Consider the following 15,883-nt stretch of genomic DNA (forward strand, 5'->3'; position numbering starts at 1 on the left):
AGAATATACGAGAATCCCGAAAGAAAATCTTCAAATCACCTGCACCATGCGTAAATGATAGGTTTTTAACTCTATAAACCTCCAATTGGTTGGTGACAAGCCTGAAGATTATCCCCGTCATCGACATCCTAAACGGCAAGGTGGTCCATGCAGTCCGAGGACAAAGAAGCCAATATCAGCCGCTTCAAAGCAGCCTCACGCCCTCAACCGAACCAGCCCAGGTAACTGCAACATTCAAGGCTCTTGGGTTTAGCGAGGTGTATGTTGCGGATTTAGACGCCATCATTGACTGCGCAAACGACTTCTCAGACCTCAAACCACTCCTGACCTCAGGGGTCAGCTTGATGGTGGATGCAGGCATAACCAGCCTAGACCGCGCCCAAAAACTCCTAAAAACAGGCATCGACAAACTGGTCATTGGAACCGAAACCCTGCAAAACAAACGCTTCGTAGCTGAAGCTGTAGCCGAGTTTGGCAGCAGCCATGTCGTTGTGAGTTTAGATTTGAAGGGCGAAACCGTGCTAACCAAAGCCAGCTTTGACGGTAGCCACGACGCGTTAACCCTTTTGGGCGAGTTTAAGGCGATGGGTGTTAGACAGGTTATTGTTTTGGATTTGCTTAGGGTTGGCAGCGGCGAAGGCGTCAACAAAGAGTTACTCAAGCGGGTGACAGCGTTGGGCGGCTTGGATGTTTATGCTGGTGGGGGAGTCCGAAACATCGAAGACCTCATAGAACTCCAAAAAATAGGCCTAAAAGGCGCCTTAATAGCCACAGCGTTGCATACCGGGAAAATCACCGTAGCAGACCTCAAACAAAACGGCTTCCTCTAAGCAGCCTTCGCTAAGCAGACGATGCCGCCTAGTTGTGTGAGGCGTTTGCCTGCATTGGATTCGGCGTCTATTACGCGGGTTTTGACTTTTTTGTTTTGAGCAATCTGCATAAGGCGCTGTAATCGCCCCTTTTGGCGACTACCCGAGAGGTACGTGTCTGTTAGCAGAAGGTACTCTGCTTGAGGTTTGCCGGGCGGTTGCGTATAAAGTATGAGGTTTTCGGCTTCCTGCATAGAGAAGAGTACAAGATTATCTGCTTTGTTAAGGCGTCGCTCAAGTAGTTCAAGGAGGTTTTCTGTTTCTTGAGCAGCATTTTCTTGGATTAAATCTTTAAACTGCGCAGTTTTGGTGATTGCCCACACTTGGGGCTGTGTACTTGCCGAACCCACGATTAAGGCGATGGAGGCTTTGTTGGGACCTTGAACGAGCCATGAGTGATGCGCGGAGAGGTGGGTTTGGAGGTCTTGGGCGTAGCTTGTGCGGGGAGGCGAGGCGATGAGGATGCTTTTGACGCCTTCCTTGAGCCGCTGACGCAGGGCGTTGACGATGGATTCGTGGAAGTTGTAGACTGCCTTTTGGTCACGACGTTCACCATTTAGGGGCAAGGTTTGTTGGGGTTTGGCGACATTGCTATAAATCTGCCAAATAGACGCATGGTCCGCTTCGACGCCCACTAAAATTGCGACGGCGTATCCGCGGCGATAACTTTTCGAAGACATCGTTGCCTATGTGTGTGGAATCTGTTATTTTAGTTGTTGCATCTTAAGGCGCCAAAAAAACGGCAAGTTTATGAAAGCCAACAGCCGCTTTTAGGGGTATAGCTGGGAGCTTTATGTTTGAAACTGACAAAAAACAAGAGCTAGACACGCAATTAGCTGCAAATCGGCGGTTGCTGGTTTTGTTTTATTCCAAGTGGTGCCCCTATTGTCAAAGGTTTCTGCCTGCATATGAGTTAGAAACCAAAACCTGCAAAGAACCCATGGCGTATGTACGGTTAGACGATAACAATAATCCGCTATGGGACGAATACGACATCGGAGCAGTCCCCACAGTCATCCTCTTTGAAAACGGCAAAGTCAGCGTCCGCTTAGACGCAAAATTGGGTTCTGGTCTAAACGCAAGCCAATTTAAGAAGTGGTTTGCTGAGCTCAAACTTGCTTAACCCCCAATTTTGTGGGCGTTTTTTACCTTTTTGTGTTGGCGCTATTAAGTAAAAGGGCTTTTATGAAGCATTAACCATAGCTAGTATAGTTTTTTAGGTCTACCCCTACCAGCTTGCGGGTAACCACATTTTTATGGTTGGTAATTATGGAAAGAGTCCCTCTGCGACTCACCGTCCCTTTTTTGGTGTGCTCCGCTCTGTTGGCTATTACCTCGTTGCCATTTACAGAAGCCGACATAGGCGTCGCCTTAGTAAGCAGCAACCTCAATTTTGTAGGCAACGACATGGACGCAAACGGTGTACTTTGGGCAGGAGACAAAAATTTTAACCTCTGGAAAAGCCTTGATGGCGGCGCCAGCTTCCAGTTTGTTTACAAATTACCAGGCACCTACGATGCATCTAACGCCTACTCAGGGCTGGTTTGGAACGTTTTTGTGGATTCACGGGGCTACATCTTCGCAAGCGCAGGGAGCACAAACGGCTTATTCCGTTCCACAAATGGCGGAGGCTTATTTAGTCAGGTGCTAAACACTAATGGTTCACGCTACGAATCCTTCTACATCGCCATGACCGAAGACGACCGCGGCAACCTATACACCATAACCTACACAGGCGGATACGCAACGCCCCTAGTCCTCAAAAGCACCAACGGCGGCGTATCATGGACAAAAATCGGCTCCTTCTCCGTATTGCATTTTCATAACATAAAATTCAACCCCGCCAACGGTTACCTCTACCTCGTCACAGGCGAACGCAACCCCCTAGCCAACTATCCTGATTCAGAAAAGATTTTCCGCAGCAAAGACTACGGAGCAACCTGGAGCCTTATCGTGGACCGCAACGACGCCTATGGCACAGTATATTTACCCATCACGTTTGTAGGCAGCTACGTTTATGTGGGTCAAGACTACCCCAATAAGATCTGCCAGATCCACCGCTTCTATGACAACGGCGCAGGCCCCTTCACGCCGCAATTGGTTTATTCGCCGCCCAGTGATGGCTGTATGCCGTTTATTTCGGGAACGCTCTTCAACGGGGTGCTTGTGTTTGCCAATTGTGCCGAAGCCCAAAATGGAATTTCACGGGTGGTTGGTAGTATGGACGGGGTCAACTGGTACTTGCTGTATTCGGTGTCGGTTTCTTTGGCAGATGTTCGCTGGAACTTTTTTACAGCGCATCCGCGATACGCGATTTTTGCGACCATAAAAGCGGGGATTCCGTATATGATTCGTGATTTGCCGCCGGGAACTCCTACGCCTGCACCTGCTCCTTCGCCGACGCCAACTCCAATACCAACACCTATTCCGACTGCTACTCCTGCGCCGACTTCAACGCCACTCCCTATTGTGGTGCCTACACCTGAACCCATCGATAGACCCCCCACTAATACTCCATCCCCGACGCCTTACGAACAAACTATACCACTGACAATCAGCAACCCCGCAGCGGTCACTACAACGTCACCCCCAAAACCCACAGCCACACCTACTCCAACTCCAATTGAACCCACTCCTACGCCAGTAGCTAACGTTACCCAAACCGAGCCACCTCACTCAATGCTCCCACAAATCGGAACAACCGCCCAAACAGACGGCTACAACCAAATGGCAATAATGGCAACTGTAATCATAGTGGGCGTCGCGTTAATTTTGCCTGTTATAATAAAGAAACGCGCTAAGCAGACTTAAAACCAACTAAAAGCGCAACTTCAAACCACTTCCAGTAACAATCCACATCGGCATAACCGATTTTTCGCAGCCAACCCAATTGAGTTTCACAATCCAATAGCTTATTTGAGGGGTCTTCATTTTGGGGAGTCATATTGATTTCAGCAAGAAATTTTAGGTGCAGATTTTCTGTCGATGAGGACACATGTTCAAGGTTGCAAAACACGCCTTTGGGGTTTAGCAGTTTGTAGATTTCGACGTAGAGTTGCTCTTTTCGCGGATGCTCCAAATGATGGATAGCTAAGCTCGATATTACTGCATCAAAGGTTCCCAGCCGCGCTGTTGGGAGGGGCAAAGCTAAATCATGCTTAAAAAACGTAACCTTTTTATCGTTTCCGAAGCGCTTTTTGGCTTGTTCTAGCATGGGCTCAGAGAAGTCTAAAGCAACACCTTCAATGTTTGGGTGGTCGAGTTTTATTAGCGCAAGTAGTCTACCGTCGCCTGTGCCCAAGTCCAGTACGCGTTTGGCGTCTTGGGGGATTTGGCTTAGAAGGACTTTTTCGCCTTCTGTTCGGTGAGGGAGTTTGTCTTGGCGGGCTAAGTAGGATAGGGCGTGCTCGCTGGTTTGCCATTCGCTGTGTGCTTTATCGGTTTGCATAATCTGTCTCCGCTGTTATGGGTCGGGTGAATGATTATTTTTACTTTGTGTGTTTTCTTGTGTTTTTTCACGGGACAAAAAATAATACTTATATCCCATTAACTAGGATAATTTGGAATAAAGAGAGGGAATTCTAGAAGATGGAATTTTGTCCTAAATGCGGTTCACGCCTTGAGCCTAAAAAAACCGACGGAACCTCATTTGTGCTGTGCTGCGCAAAATGCAGCTTTACAAAACAGCCACTTGACCGCAAAGCTGAGGCACGAACCGGCGCCGTTCTACAGCCTAAGCCTAAACCATTCATGACGGTGGTTGCCCAATCAGACGAAGTTAACACTATGACCAAAATAAAGAAGCAATGCGAGAAATGCGGCAACATGGAAGTCTATGTTTGGCAAGTGCAAACGCGCGGCGGAGATGAAGCGTCAACTCAGTTTATGCGTTGCACAAAATGCGGACACACGTTTAGAGAATACACTTAATCTTGGAAAATTATTAAAAGCCCCATCTCATATAGGGGTATTCTTGGAGTAAAATTGAATGCCCAAAAAAGAGAAACCGTTAACCAAGAAAGAGAGAGATGAAAAAAGAAAAGCAAAGAAAGAACATAAGAGCAAAACTCAAACCAGCTAAAAGTTTTGTTCAGTGTTTCTTTTCTTGACTTCTTTCTTTTTTTGTTAATTGACTTGTTGTGTATGCTAAATACGCAAACCTTTTGTTTTAGTGCACTCGACTAAGAGGTAAACTATACGGGCGTATCAGGCATGCAGCTCAGAGTTAAATTGGCATTGGGAATCGTGGTTGCGGCTCTTGTTTTATGTAGCTTTTTTGCAGGGATCCAAATTCAATCAGGCTCCAGCCAAAACGTTACCCGCGATGTGCTTTTCCAGTTATCCACATATAATCAATTGGTCGCCGGCGATTATGCAGGCACTATGACCTACGCTGACTTAGCCCAACATGGAGATTTTGGTATTGGCACATTCGACGGGTTAGACGGCGAAATGATCGCCCTTGACGGCGTATTCTATCAAGTGCCCAGCAGCGGCGTCCCCCATGAAGCCAGCCCTGATCAAACAGCACCCTACACCACCATCACCTTCTTTGAAAAAGACCAAACTTTCACTGTTTCTAACCTAAACTTTACCCAACTAAAAGCAAACATCGACGAGCAGTTGCCAGCTAAAGACACAATTTATGCCATAAAAGTAAGCGGCAACTTTGAATATGCCCAGACCCGTAGCCCCCAAAAACAGAGTATACCCTATCCAAACATAACTGACGCCCTTAAAACGCAATCCGTCTTTAATTTAACTGAGGTTTCTGCGACAGCGGTAGGGTTCTTTTTCCCAAGCAGCATGTCCGGCGTTGATTATGCGGGTTATCATTTGCATTTAATCACTGACGATAAAACAGCAGGCGGACACCTGTTGGATTGTATTATCCAAAATGCAACTGTTGAGCTTAAAGAAATCAAAGAATACACTCTTGTTTTGCCATAGTCACCGCTATAGAAATAATGTAAAATAAAAAGAAGAAGAGCAAGCTGCTTAGTGAGCAGTGTTGGTGTAGGTGGTTTCGGTTATGGTTCCATCGCTGTAGGTTCCTGCCCAATCAATTAGGGGTCCTCCTGCAGCGGTGTATGTGGCGTTTATGTCATAGGTTGGGTTGGGAATGACAGGGTAGCCTATGGTTACGTTCCAGCTTCCGCCTGTGTAGACGTAGGTTTCATAGCCAACGAGACCTTCGGCCGTTGCGCGTCCACCTTCCCAGCTGACGTTGTTGAGATATTGTGCGGCGTCAGCATGGTTGTTTTTTATGTAGGTGACGGCTGCATCGCGTACTTGTTCTGCTGTTGGAGGTTCAGTGGAGGTGGCGGTGGGAGTAGCTGTTGGTGAAGGGCCGGGGATGTAGTTGTAGTAGACTAGTGACGCTGCGATTCCGATGACAATGACGGCAATTACTATCACGATTGTTATGGCAATTATTTTTTGCATAATTTCACCATTTAAGCATATGTTATCTTACTATTTAGCACTTGCCTTGCCGAAAACTAAGCTTTAGGCATGACAAGGTTTTTAAAATTCACCAAGAAAGTATGAGCAGATTGTTATGAATAAAGCTTCTCCCGTTACCGTATTCTGGTTCATCAAAGAAGACAACAAATATATCCAATGCACCAAAACCGCTTTCGACCAAGCCATACGCGATGGAAAAAGCATCCGATACAACGGGTACCCCAGCAAAAAAGCTGAACGCATCGCCCAACAGCTCGAAAACGTTCGCATGGCCTTCTTAGGCGACCCTACGACGCCTACCAAATTCCGCGCGGCCCTAACTAATCCCACATTGGTTATTCAGGCAGAAATCATCGAGGTTGATGACCCACTGTTTTGGGAAAAAGAATCAAAACTACCAAAATACCAAACAAACCTGTCCGAATAACCCAATTCTGCAACATGAGCAAAAGTGTCTTTAGTCTGGTTGCTTTCTGTACGCATGCGCCTATGATGAGAATTGCACGTTTAAATCGGGGGCAATCGCCTTGCGAGATGCTAAAACGCATTACTGTCCTGAGGCGCCACATTATATGTAACAAATGGAACGTGTTGGCTATTCTGCTTCAAGTTTTTTCTTGGCAGCCTCAATGGCGGCAAGTTTATCTTTGCTGACCTCGGGCTTTTTAATCCCCAAACCGACGATGCTTGAAGTTATTATGTCCGCGACTAAAGTGCGGGCGACCCATTTGTAATCGGCAGGTATGATAAACCAAGGAGCCCAATTGGTGCTGGTAGCCGAGAGCATACATTCGTAGGCTTTTATGTAGTCATTCCAAAAATCACGTTCATGCATGTCGGCTTCGGAGAATTTCCAATTCTTAGAAGAATCACATAACCGCTCCAGAAAACGTTTTTTCTGCTCTCCACGAGAAACATGCAAAAAAAACTTGAGGATCAAGGTTCCATTGCGGTCCAAATGCCGCTCTAACGCGTTGATGTCTTGGTAGCGGTTGTCCCAAAATTTATCAGTATACTTCTGGGTAGGCAGGTTTTGGCGGTCTAAGAGGTTAGGGTGAACACGCACAACAAGGACCTCTTCATAGTATGAGCGGTTAAAAATGCCAATCATACCCTTGGGGGGTAAGGCTACGACTTGGCGCCATAGAAAGTCATGGTCTAATTCAAGGCTGGAGGGTTGCTTGAAGCTGGTTACCTTGCAGCCCTGCGGATTGACGCCTGACATGACATGCTTTATCGTGCTGTCTTTTCCCGCGGCATCCATACCCTGCAGAATAACCAGCACCGCAAACTTGTGGTCAGCATAGAGAAGTTCTTGGGCTTTTGAAAGAGCCTGTCGATTATCTTCTAAAAGCTGGTTAGCGCGCTCTTTAACGGCGTCTTTGCCCATTACGGCGAGTTCTTCGTTTTGAGCCCAGCCAGTGTCTAAGTCTTTTAGGCGGACTTTTTTTCCAGGTTGAACTCTTGTTAAATCTATAAATCGTTTAGTTCTCTCGGCAGGCTCCATGCATTTGCACCTGTTTTTTATGTTTAAAAATTGGGGTTAGCGGACAGGTTTTGTCGGCTGACAGACAACTATTCAGATTAGTTGTAATTATAAAAACACTAGCTGAACCGTATGCGCCATTTACAATAGCTCACGCGACTGCCAGAATTTGGGCGAATTAAAGGGTGAGAAACAAAAAATATGCATAACTAAATGTAGATAAACGTGCCAATCTGCACCCAGCGAGTCGTTCATTTAGTTTTTTTAGCGTTTTGGTCTCCAGCGTTGCTTTCGCTTTTTAGGAAGGCGTCCCATTTTTCGCTTTCGCGTTCGATTTCTATGGGGCACACTATCTTTGCTATGCCGTCGATTATGGTTTCGTTGCTGCCGTGTCTGCAAACCATGTGGCCGCCGTCGTCGATGCGGATGTCGCAGGGTTTGTGGTCAAAACAGAGGCACTCTATTTCTTGGGCAGGTTTGGTTAACAGGCATACTATATCTGACATATATCAACCTACTCTGTATTTATTTGTATATACTTAATAACAATTTGCTATATCAAGGGAACAACAACAGCTAAACCGCACGAACCGCCCCTCAAAACCGAATTTCAGCACACAAACTAAATATCTCGCAACAACCAAAAGCACTACACCTTGAAATCCCAAAAAGTAATTTTCCCCTCAACCGGAGGATTCATTTGCAAAACCTGCGGAATCTGCTGCCACATGCAACCCCCCGACGTAGACCAAATTGAAAAAGAAGCCATCGAAAACAAGGGCCACAAAAGCTTCCTTGACCCACCCGACCCCACCGGACTTCGATGGATAAAAAGAAAAAAGGACGGCACCTGCCACTTCTTAGGTAAAGACAACCAATGCATCATCTACTCCGTTCGCCCAGCAGCCTGCAAAATCGAACCCTACACCATCGCTGATTATGATTATGAAAAAAACGAGATTGTGTTGGAATTGAATTTTCCGTTTTCCTGCTGTTGCCCGGGTGTTTGCGAGGAAAAAACCAATCCTTCTTCTGAGACGGCGGATGCGGCTCGTGTTTTGGTGCAAAAGATTTTGATTTTGACTTCTCAGGACTTGGAGTTGCCTATTCGGGATAGGCGAGTGCATGCGGAGGCGCGTTCGAGGTTGCTGCGCAGAGGGGTTGAAGCGGCTGATTTGCACGTTTAGCGAAAGTTCCAAATGAGACAAAGTTGGCTATTTTTGTTACAGAGATGTCGCAATATTTATCTTTGATGATGTGCCATAGGTAGAATTGCAGGTCAAGGAGCAAGCTTTAGCTGCAATGCATCAAGGCAAAGAAGCATGCAGATTAAAACAGCGAAAAACTGCACGCACCAAAGAATTTGCCTACGATGGGCTGAACATTGCATAGTGTTGAAGCATCCAGACATGAGCAGCAGACTCAACGGCAAAGAATCTGCAGCGACCAAAACATGTCAAGATGGGTCGATTCAACAATAAGGCTCAGACTTGACCTGCTCTTAAAAGTGGAAAACCGTTGCAGAAAACGGTTAAACGCCCACTTTTTTTAAAACCCCTCTTATGCCGGTTGAATCAGTTTTGGATGGTTTTAATTAGTTCTGAGACGTCAAAGCCCTTTGTTTTTGCCCAGTCGGTTAGTTGTGTGTATAGTTTTTCGTCCATAGTTGGTGTGCGGCACAAAATCCAGAGGTACCTTCGGTCAGGTGTGCCAACAACAGCGTATTCATAGCCTGAACCGAGGTTAATTATCCAATAATCGCCATAGAAGGGCCAAAAAAAAGTGACTTTAAGATTCGCGTTGGTGGTTTTGTCGACTACTTTGGCCTTGCCTTTGGCTAGTTTTGATTTGCCGTTTCTTGTGCATTGGTTTAGAACCGATATGGATCCGTCTTTGCGTAGTGTGTAGGTTGCGGTGGTGTTTTGGCAACCTTCCTGAAATCGCGCAGGTAAATGAGCAATCTCGTACCATTTCCCTAAGTAGCGGTTAAGGTCTACGTGAGAAACAGCTTCGAGGTCTCCGGTCTGTTTCAACAAAAAACCCCCACTAATTGGGAGAGAGAATGGGAATGTATAATTTTCGGTTTATGTCAGTTGCATTTTCTTTTGGAAAGGGTTTTGACTACAACAGAACTCGCAGCGAACTATCACATAAATTTTTATACAATAACGCTCTAACCAAGTTCAGGGTTGCAAATGCAGAAGAAACTCCGAGCGATAGCATTTCTTGCAACGATTATTGTAGTACTGTGTGTTTTGTTGGGCTTTTTTGGCAACTCTATTGCCAACTCCATCACCTCTATAGCGACGCCTCAAGCAACATCGACACCAACTGCGGAACCTACCCCGATACCTTCACCGACTCCAATTCCAACTCCACCCGCAACGCCGCTGCCTGTCCCGATCGATTTTACATGTGGCTCCCTAAAAGTAACGGTAAATGTTGACTTAAACGATGGCATGAGCAGAGAAGAAGCAATCACAGTCGCCGAAGCCATAATCAATCATGAATTAACAAACCCCGCATATGAAGTTGAAACTGCAGAAATAGGCGAAAACGGAATTTGGAAAGTTAACTTGAATTGGGAGTATGCTAATGCTGCAAGCGCCGACCAACTGAATTTGTCACATTACTTTAACGAAGAAATCAACCCGCTAAACCAAACAGTAACCTATACCCGCTGTTATTAAGCTGCAATCAGGCTATTTTATAGATTTAAAGGGGTTTGTTAGATAGAAAAGATTCGATGTCATCGATAAACCGCAGGGTCCCAACCTCGATTTTCTTTGTTAAAGAATCTAAATCTGTGAAGTCTGCGTTTTCAACTAAAACGTGTTCTAAAATGGAGTCCCCATTTGCTTTTGCGGGTAGACGGTACTTGTTCCAGTTGTGTTCTTTGATTTGTCGGCAGTATTTAGCTTGGATGTTTTTGTTGTAACCTGCCAGCCATACCTCGAACCTGAAGGATTCGTGGATGAAGAGTATGACGATTTTTAGGCCTTGGCGTTTGAGGGTTTTGGGGAAGAAGTAGAAGTAGGTGTAGTCCATGTAGCCGTAGTGGACACTGTTGGAGACAAAATAGTCGGGATACTTTTTGGACAGGTGCAGCTTTAGGCCGTCAAAATACTCCATCAGCCCCTTATACGCCTGCTGGAGGTGACCCTGTTTTAGCTGTGCGCGGTATTCGGGTAAATAGTCCGAGAAGGCTTTTTCAGTTTTTGTGTTATCTGCGCTCATTTTTGCTCAAGGGGTTTATTGGTTAATCTTGTTATAAGCTTTAAGCAGCTTAAGGCTGACCCCAAATGATTCCGATGCAGATTGTTTTCGGTGTTTGCGTTTGTACCAGAGCATTATTGAGATTGTTGATGACGCCAACAGGAGCAAATAGAAGGGTAACGAGCCAAAACCGAAGACTGCTCCGCCAAATAATGTAGCTAAAATTATGTCGTCTGCTGGGCTGAGGATAAATATTGCCAAGGCGAGCGTTACACAGGCTCGAAAGGTGAGTTTGTTAGACTTCACCTAAGTCACCTGCAGAGAGGGTGTGAGGGGCAACGCAGAGGTTACGTTAGCGTTTTTTGACGGGATGGCTGTTTGCAGGATATTTGAAAAACCTGTAAGTTGAATGAAGCTTTGGCATCGTTTGCAGTAAAGTACCAGTCGCTCAAGGTTGTTGTTGGTTGCAACGATTTCGTATATTGTGTAGGTTTCTTCGGTGTAATCGTCGGGAGAGATTTCTGCATTGCAGTTTGGGCAGTGGAAAGCGCCGGTTCGGTCGGTTTTTGAGAGGTCAAGTCGGTATGTGTGGGGTTGTTTGGTTAAGGTTTTCATCTGTTGTCCCTCGAACTCTTCAAGGGTTCAAAATGCTATTAATTGATTTTTCAGATTTACACTCACATTAAACCCAAATATACCCAAATTAAACCCCGACAACTCAAATAACGACGGGAAGAGAACGTTTTGGAAAAGTATGTTAAAAGTTTGTGAAGACTTTTGCGTTAAAAAATGGTTAAAGGCTGTTAGAAGCGTATGCTTCTCTGCGCAGCTTGTAATTCTCTTTGCATCGAGACCAAGTTCTTCTGGATATCTTCTGTGTAGAGGGTTCGTTTCTGGATACCCTTCTGGACGGCGCCTGCAACCAAAAAGCCCGCACCTATGATTTCGCCTACGGGTGAAGGGTCGGGGAACACGATGCATGCTATACCGATTTTTATGAGATTGGATTTGTTGCCCTCTCGCCATAGTTTCTTAGCCTTAGCGGCTGTTTGGGCGGTTGAATTTACTGCCTGATGCAGTTCTACGCAGCTTTCGGTTAACTCATATAGGGCTTTTGAGGCCTGTTTTGCTTGCTCTTTCATGCTTCCACGCATTTCATTAAAGGCGTTCTTAATCAAAAGCATTCTACGAAAAGCAAGCCCAAACTAGCCCCCCTTCGAGTTTTCGCCACGTATTTTTGTGTGTATATGCATCAAAAATCGGGTTATTAGTGCGGCTACTTTTATATGGTCAATGCTAAAATGCAAACACAAAATCCAAAAAGAGACGCAAAATAAGTCAGAAAAGCCGCGTTAGGGGGGTTAACTTATTAGCGGTTAACAGCTATTTATTATCAAAAATTAAGGAATTGAAACCAGATGGAATTGCCACCAATATTCTGGGAAGTGCACCATAATCTACCACGAGAAGGACCCGGCGATAATGAATCAACCGCTAAAGCCTTCCGAATGATTAAAGCACTACCCGCTGAGCCACGTATACTTGACGTTGGCTGTGGTCCAGGGATGCAAACGATAGAATTGGCCAAACTGTCGCAAGGTCTAATTGAAGCGGTAGATTTTCATCAGCCCTACCTAGACCAACTAAAGGCAAACGCAGAAAAGGAGGGCTTGAGCAACAGAATTAAAGTCGTCAAGGGCGACATGTTCAATCTCGGATACGCCGTTGAGAGTTTTGATTTGATTTGGTGTGAAGGAGCAATATTTGTCATAGGCTTTGAAAAGGGTCTTCGTGAATGGCGGCCACTGTTGACTAAGAATGGTTACCTTGTGGTTTCGGAGCTTTCCTGGCTAATAACAGATTTGCCACAAGAAATTTTGGACTACATGAACCAAATTTATCCCCAAGCAAAAAGCATCGAGAAGAACAAGAAAACCGCACAAGAAGCAGGCTACCGAGTCATTAATTCGTTTATTCTACCTAAAGATAGCTGGTGGACCAATTATTACACGCCAATAGAAGCCAAACTCCCCGACCTGAGAACTAAACATGAAGGCGAACCCGAAGCCCTGCAGTATTTAGATAGCGAAAAGAAAGAAAGTGAAATGTTCCGCAAATACTCAGATTACTATGGCTACGTGTTTTACGTGTTAGAAAAGAGCTAAAAAAATGAAAGAGGGTGTTGTTTTATTTGAATAGTTTCCAGACAACAGCCGCTATGATTCCGCCGATTATCGGGGCTACCCAGAAGACCCAAAGTTGACTCAGCGCAGCGCCTTGGACAAAAATTGCAGGACCCAAGCTTCTTGCGGGGTTTACGGAGGTTCCATCAATGGGGATTGCAACCAAATGCACAACCACCAACGTTAAGCCTATGGCTAAACCTGCGAATCCTTTGGGTACGCGTTCATGTGTTGAGCCGTGAACGACAAGCACGAATAGGAAGGTCAAAACGATTTCAGTGACTAGAACTGACGCTAAAGAGTATGTACTAAAAGAGTTTGCGCCTAAGCCGTCGAGAGTTAAACTATACATGGGGTTTCCGATTGCAATGGCGTAGAGTATACCTGCACCGATAATTGCTCCTACACATTGAAAGACTACATAGAATACTGTGTCTTTGACGCTGATTTTTCCGGCAACCAACATAGAAATGGAGATTGCGGGGTTTATGTGACATCCTGAAACGCTGCCAATTGCGTAGACCATGGCTACTACGGCAAGACCAAAAGCAAAGGAAATGCCATAATAACCTACGTATTGTCCAGCAATTACTGCGCTGCCACAGCCTAAAAGCACCAAAACCATTGTTCCGATTAATTCGGCAACGTATTTTTTCATTGGAGCTATTTGGGGAACAGCCGCTGGAGGCTGCGATACCTCATTTAGAGTTTTTTGTGTTTCTGCCATTATTTTGTTTCTCCCTGAAGATTTAGTTGCTGTTTGGCGGGTTAGCGCTTATAATCTTTGTCCCAAAAGAACCCATCAAGCTGCACGCAGAAGCCAAAAAACCAACAACACATAACGCCCACAAGAACACGTCTAAAGTTAGCGTATACTTATATGCATCGACAAACAGCCTATTTAGCTCACATAGAGGTTACGCTATGTCTGTGTTTGCAAAGCCAGGAGCATATGACTATAATGCTACAGTTTTCTCGCCTGACGGGCGACTATACCAAGTAGAATACGCGATGGAGTTGGTTAACCGAGGCGCCACCATTGTGGGCATAAAATGCCCCGAAGGCGTAGTTTTAGGTTCAGAAGAAAACCTTGACGTCCTCGAAAAAGCCAACGATTCCTGGAAAATATTCAAAATAGACCAACACATAGCAGCAGCCATAGTAGGATTAAGTTCAGACGCAAAAGTTCTAGTCGAAAAAGCAAGAATCGACGCCCAAAGTAACAAACTCACCTTTGACGAAACCATCGACGTAGAAACCGTTACAGAACACATCTGCGACATACAACAAGTATACACCCAACACGGCGGCGGACGCCCCTTCGGAGCAGCCCTAATCATAGGAGGCGTCGACAAAACAGGCCCACACGTGTTCGCTACTCAACCCACAGGCACCTATAAGGCCTTTAAGGCCACCGCTTTAGGTGCAGGCAGAGAAGGTGTGCTCTCGATTCTAAAAGAAGAATACCGTGAGGATTTGACACTTGAAGGCAGCATAAAACTCGCAGTTAAATGTCTCATAAAAAGCTGCCAAGAAAGACAGGTGGCGCCCAGATTAAAAATCGCTGTTGTGCCTGTTGCGACAAAGAAGATGGAAATGCTATCTGACGAAACTGTGCAGAACAAAATCACAGAAAACGCGTAAATCAAACGCGCAATCACTTTTATTCTTCGTTCATCAGTTTACTGCACAGGATGCATTGCTCGTTTTTTGATCTAAAAGCCTCTGCTTTGGACATTTGGCGTCTTAATTTGTCGAATTTTTTGGTGAGAAACAAAAATTCGTCTTGGACTGTCCAATCACTTTTGGCGGTAAATGGGGGATAAGAGAAGTCTGCGAAAGCATCATTGCAATGATGAAAGGACAGGTCCGCGTTGTACATGATTTGGGTGGGTCCATTTTTTATGTTAGTACAAACGCCCATGTTAGCGCAGTCAAAATAGGCGTCATCTTGATGTTTGGATTTTCCTGGGTGGGCGGGCATAGTCCAGAGGGTAACCTGTTTTTCTACCCGTAAGCGGTTTCCAAAATTATCTTCAGATAAAAGGGCGAAGGGGAAATCGACAACGTAAGCCTCGCGGGGACTTGACAGGGCAGCCCGGAAATCCTCAAATTCCTTGCAGAATCGCCCCAAAACCTTCCCGATAACATTGAGGGTTTGGTTTTTGTTTTCTTTACTATAGATTGTTTCAACGATTACTGATGGCTGATAGGTCAATATCAGTGATAGCATGTGGCTTAGGCGGTTTTCAGCGTTGACGCCAAGGTTTTGGAAGAGGTTAAAGCCGAGCCTAATTTCAACATGCGCTCCGACTTGGTAGAGCTTAGAGAATAGATTGTCGAGTGCATCTTGCTTGTCCCAGCCGCTGGTCTTGATTATGATTTTTGCAGAGGGAAGCAAGGTCGTGATGAGTTGGACAACATCAACGATTGACCACAATTCTCCGTTGCTGCTTTTGCTGCGGTAAAAGAAGGGTTCCCCGCCCGACAAGAAAATAAGGCATTCTTCCTCCGGGTTTTGCTGGTAATATTGTGCGATTTCTGAGAGCTTTTTTCTAAACTTCTCAGGTTTGAGGACCGCTATGCCGGTGTCGCAGCAGCAGGTTGGACACCGCTTATCACACAAGTTCGTAACCCTAAAGATGTAAGAACTAAACATGGTA

Annotated in this window: 22 protein-coding genes; 10 read left to right on the plus strand and 12 right to left on the minus strand. The window is 45.5% G+C overall.

Going from position 1 to position 15,883, the window contains the following annotated elements; all coding sequences use genetic code 11:
* The first annotated feature begins 92 nt into the window (after positions 1-92).
* Positions 93-830, plus strand: coding sequence for a HisA/HisF-related TIM barrel protein (locus NWE92_12080; GenBank protein MCW4030370.1), 738 nt, complete (start codon positions 93-95; stop codon positions 828-830).
* Here NWE92_12080 and NWE92_12085 read toward each other — a convergent pair.
* Positions 827-1,549: a hypothetical protein gene (locus NWE92_12085; protein MCW4030371.1), complete on the minus strand. Its 723-nt coding sequence runs from the start codon at positions 1,547-1,549 to the stop codon at positions 827-829. The genes NWE92_12080 and NWE92_12085 overlap by 4 nt on opposite strands.
* Before the next feature lie 113 nt (positions 1,550-1,662).
* On the opposite strand from NWE92_12085, the gene NWE92_12090 reads away from it, so the two are divergent.
* On the plus strand, positions 1,663-1,992 hold the full coding sequence (locus NWE92_12090) for a thioredoxin family protein (protein MCW4030372.1): 330 nt from the start codon (positions 1,663-1,665) through the stop codon (positions 1,990-1,992).
* A 146-nt stretch (positions 1,993-2,138) separates the two neighbouring features.
* A complete protein-coding gene (locus NWE92_12095; GenBank protein ID MCW4030373.1) occupies positions 2,139-3,680 on the plus strand; it encodes a hypothetical protein in 1,542 nt (513 codons plus the stop codon).
* On the opposite strand, the gene NWE92_12100 is transcribed toward NWE92_12095, so the two are convergent.
* Positions 3,667-4,317 (minus strand): class I SAM-dependent methyltransferase, encoded by a 651-nt coding sequence (locus NWE92_12100; protein ID MCW4030374.1) that lies wholly within the window; start codon positions 4,315-4,317, stop codon positions 3,667-3,669. The genes NWE92_12095 and NWE92_12100 overlap by 14 nt on opposite strands.
* Before the next feature lie 140 nt (positions 4,318-4,457).
* Between NWE92_12100 and NWE92_12105 the strand changes: the two genes are divergently transcribed.
* Together NWE92_12105 and budA are read left to right on the plus strand one after the other, a co-directional pair.
* Positions 4,458-4,799 (plus strand): transcription factor S, encoded by a 342-nt coding sequence (locus tag NWE92_12105; GenBank protein MCW4030375.1) that lies wholly within the window; start codon positions 4,458-4,460, stop codon positions 4,797-4,799.
* A gap of 282 nt (positions 4,800-5,081) precedes the next feature.
* Positions 5,082-5,819 carry an acetolactate decarboxylase gene (gene budA, locus NWE92_12110; GenBank protein MCW4030376.1) on the plus strand — a complete coding sequence of 246 codons (738 nt, stop codon included), beginning with the start codon at positions 5,082-5,084 and terminating at the stop codon, positions 5,817-5,819.
* A 48-nt stretch (positions 5,820-5,867) separates the two neighbouring features.
* Here the strand turns inward: budA and NWE92_12115 are convergent, their stop codons facing one another.
* Complete coding sequence (locus NWE92_12115) at positions 5,868-6,314, minus strand: hypothetical protein (GenBank protein ID MCW4030377.1); 447 nt, start codon at positions 6,312-6,314, stop codon at positions 5,868-5,870.
* 115 nt (positions 6,315-6,429) lie between these two features.
* Here NWE92_12115 and NWE92_12120 point away from each other — a divergent pair, with 115 nt between their 5' ends.
* Positions 6,430-6,762 (plus strand): hypothetical protein, encoded by a 333-nt coding sequence (locus NWE92_12120; GenBank protein MCW4030378.1) that lies wholly within the window; start codon positions 6,430-6,432, stop codon positions 6,760-6,762.
* Between the two features lie 168 nt (positions 6,763-6,930).
* On the opposite strand, the gene NWE92_12125 is transcribed toward NWE92_12120, so the two are convergent.
* A complete protein-coding gene (locus NWE92_12125) occupies positions 6,931-7,842 on the minus strand; it encodes a polyphosphate kinase 2 family protein (GenBank protein MCW4030379.1) in 912 nt (303 codons plus the stop codon).
* 230 nt (positions 7,843-8,072) lie between these two features.
* Positions 8,073-8,327 (minus strand): hypothetical protein, encoded by a 255-nt coding sequence (locus tag NWE92_12130; protein ID MCW4030380.1) that lies wholly within the window; start codon positions 8,325-8,327, stop codon positions 8,073-8,075.
* Between the two features lie 150 nt (positions 8,328-8,477).
* On the opposite strand from NWE92_12130, the gene NWE92_12135 reads away from it, so the two are divergent.
* Positions 8,478-9,008, plus strand: a complete 531-nt coding sequence (locus tag NWE92_12135) for a YkgJ family cysteine cluster protein (protein MCW4030381.1) — start codon at positions 8,478-8,480, stop codon at positions 9,006-9,008.
* Between the two features lie 387 nt (positions 9,009-9,395).
* Here NWE92_12135 and NWE92_12140 read toward each other — a convergent pair whose 3' ends face one another.
* Positions 9,396-9,857 (minus strand): lipocalin family protein, encoded by a 462-nt coding sequence (locus tag NWE92_12140; protein ID MCW4030382.1) that lies wholly within the window; start codon positions 9,855-9,857, stop codon positions 9,396-9,398.
* Positions 9,858-10,016: 159 nt separating this feature from the next.
* Here NWE92_12140 and NWE92_12145 point away from each other — a divergent pair, with 159 nt between their 5' ends.
* A complete protein-coding gene (locus NWE92_12145; protein MCW4030383.1) occupies positions 10,017-10,511 on the plus strand; it encodes a hypothetical protein in 495 nt (164 codons plus the stop codon).
* 25 nt (positions 10,512-10,536) lie between these two features.
* Here NWE92_12145 and NWE92_12150 read toward each other — a convergent pair whose 3' ends face one another.
* The 4 genes from NWE92_12150 to NWE92_12165 form a co-directional block, all read right to left on the minus strand.
* On the minus strand, positions 10,537-11,058 hold the full coding sequence (locus tag NWE92_12150) for a hypothetical protein (GenBank protein MCW4030384.1): 522 nt from the start codon (positions 11,056-11,058) through the stop codon (positions 10,537-10,539).
* A 15-nt stretch (positions 11,059-11,073) separates the two neighbouring features.
* A complete protein-coding gene (locus NWE92_12155; protein MCW4030385.1) occupies positions 11,074-11,343 on the minus strand; it encodes a hypothetical protein in 270 nt (89 codons plus the stop codon).
* Positions 11,344-11,652, minus strand: a complete 309-nt coding sequence (locus NWE92_12160) for a hypothetical protein (protein ID MCW4030386.1) — start codon at positions 11,650-11,652, stop codon at positions 11,344-11,346. It lies immediately after the preceding gene.
* A 188-nt stretch (positions 11,653-11,840) separates the two neighbouring features.
* Positions 11,841-12,179 (minus strand): hypothetical protein, encoded by a 339-nt coding sequence (locus tag NWE92_12165; GenBank protein ID MCW4030387.1) that lies wholly within the window; start codon positions 12,177-12,179, stop codon positions 11,841-11,843.
* Between the two features lie 276 nt (positions 12,180-12,455).
* Between NWE92_12165 and NWE92_12170 the strand changes: the two genes are divergently transcribed.
* On the plus strand, positions 12,456-13,202 hold the full coding sequence (locus tag NWE92_12170) for a class I SAM-dependent methyltransferase (GenBank protein ID MCW4030388.1): 747 nt from the start codon (positions 12,456-12,458) through the stop codon (positions 13,200-13,202).
* 22 nt (positions 13,203-13,224) lie between these two features.
* Here the strand turns inward: NWE92_12170 and aqpZ are convergent, their stop codons facing one another.
* On the minus strand, positions 13,225-13,878 hold the full coding sequence (gene aqpZ, locus NWE92_12175) for an aquaporin Z (protein ID MCW4030389.1): 654 nt from the start codon (positions 13,876-13,878) through the stop codon (positions 13,225-13,227).
* 266 nt (positions 13,879-14,144) lie between these two features.
* Between aqpZ and NWE92_12180 the strand changes: the two genes are divergently transcribed.
* Entirely contained in the window at positions 14,145-14,864 is a 720-nt protein-coding gene (locus tag NWE92_12180; GenBank protein MCW4030390.1) for an archaeal proteasome endopeptidase complex subunit alpha, read from the plus strand.
* A gap of 19 nt (positions 14,865-14,883) precedes the next feature.
* Here NWE92_12180 and NWE92_12185 read toward each other — a convergent pair whose 3' ends face one another.
* Complete coding sequence (locus tag NWE92_12185; GenBank protein ID MCW4030391.1) at positions 14,884-15,879, minus strand: hypothetical protein; 996 nt, start codon at positions 15,877-15,879, stop codon at positions 14,884-14,886.
* Positions 15,880-15,883: the final 4 nt, after the last annotated feature.

This window comes from Candidatus Bathyarchaeota archaeon (genome assembly GCA_026014745.1).
GTDB lineage: Archaea > Thermoproteota > Bathyarchaeia > Bathyarchaeales > Bathycorpusculaceae > Bathycorpusculum.

What these genes read in the sequence shown, in the direction of transcription:
- NWE92_12145 (MCW4030383.1), top strand. Translation starts at nt 10,017, where the DNA reads ATGCAGAAGAAACTCCGAGCGATAGCATTTCTTGCAACGATTATTGTA.
- budA (MCW4030376.1), top strand. Translation starts at nt 5,082, where the DNA reads ATGCAGCTCAGAGTTAAATTGGCATTGGGAATCGTGGTTGCGGCTCTT.
- NWE92_12150 (MCW4030384.1), bottom strand. Translation starts at nt 11,058, where the DNA reads ATGAGCGCAGATAACACAAAAACTGAAAAAGCCTTCTCGGACTATTTA.
- NWE92_12185 (MCW4030391.1), bottom strand. Translation starts at nt 15,879, where the DNA reads ATGTTTAGTTCTTACATCTTTAGGGTTACGAACTTGTGTGATAAGCGG.
- NWE92_12100 (MCW4030374.1), bottom strand. Translation starts at nt 4,317, where the DNA reads ATGCAAACCGATAAAGCACACAGCGAATGGCAAACCAGCGAGCACGCC.
- NWE92_12170 (MCW4030388.1), top strand. Translation starts at nt 12,456, where the DNA reads ATGGAATTGCCACCAATATTCTGGGAAGTGCACCATAATCTACCACGA.
- NWE92_12095 (MCW4030373.1), top strand. Translation starts at nt 2,139, where the DNA reads ATGGAAAGAGTCCCTCTGCGACTCACCGTCCCTTTTTTGGTGTGCTCC.
- NWE92_12165 (MCW4030387.1), bottom strand. Translation starts at nt 12,179, where the DNA reads ATGAAAGAGCAAGCAAAACAGGCCTCAAAAGCCCTATATGAGTTAACC.
- NWE92_12125 (MCW4030379.1), bottom strand. Translation starts at nt 7,842, where the DNA reads ATGGAGCCTGCCGAGAGAACTAAACGATTTATAGATTTAACAAGAGTT.
- NWE92_12090 (MCW4030372.1), top strand. Translation starts at nt 1,663, where the DNA reads ATGTTTGAAACTGACAAAAAACAAGAGCTAGACACGCAATTAGCTGCA.
- aqpZ (MCW4030389.1), bottom strand. Translation starts at nt 13,878, where the DNA reads ATGAAAAAATACGTTGCCGAATTAATCGGAACAATGGTTTTGGTGCTT.
- NWE92_12085 (MCW4030371.1), bottom strand. Translation starts at nt 1,549, where the DNA reads ATGTCTTCGAAAAGTTATCGCCGCGGATACGCCGTCGCAATTTTAGTG.
- NWE92_12180 (MCW4030390.1), top strand. Translation starts at nt 14,145, where the DNA reads ATGTCTGTGTTTGCAAAGCCAGGAGCATATGACTATAATGCTACAGTT.
- NWE92_12115 (MCW4030377.1), bottom strand. Translation starts at nt 6,314, where the DNA reads ATGCAAAAAATAATTGCCATAACAATCGTGATAGTAATTGCCGTCATT.
- NWE92_12160 (MCW4030386.1), bottom strand. Translation starts at nt 11,652, where the DNA reads ATGAAAACCTTAACCAAACAACCCCACACATACCGACTTGACCTCTCA.
- NWE92_12120 (MCW4030378.1), top strand. Translation starts at nt 6,430, where the DNA reads ATGAATAAAGCTTCTCCCGTTACCGTATTCTGGTTCATCAAAGAAGAC.
- NWE92_12105 (MCW4030375.1), top strand. Translation starts at nt 4,458, where the DNA reads ATGGAATTTTGTCCTAAATGCGGTTCACGCCTTGAGCCTAAAAAAACC.
- NWE92_12130 (MCW4030380.1), bottom strand. Translation starts at nt 8,327, where the DNA reads ATGTCAGATATAGTATGCCTGTTAACCAAACCTGCCCAAGAAATAGAG.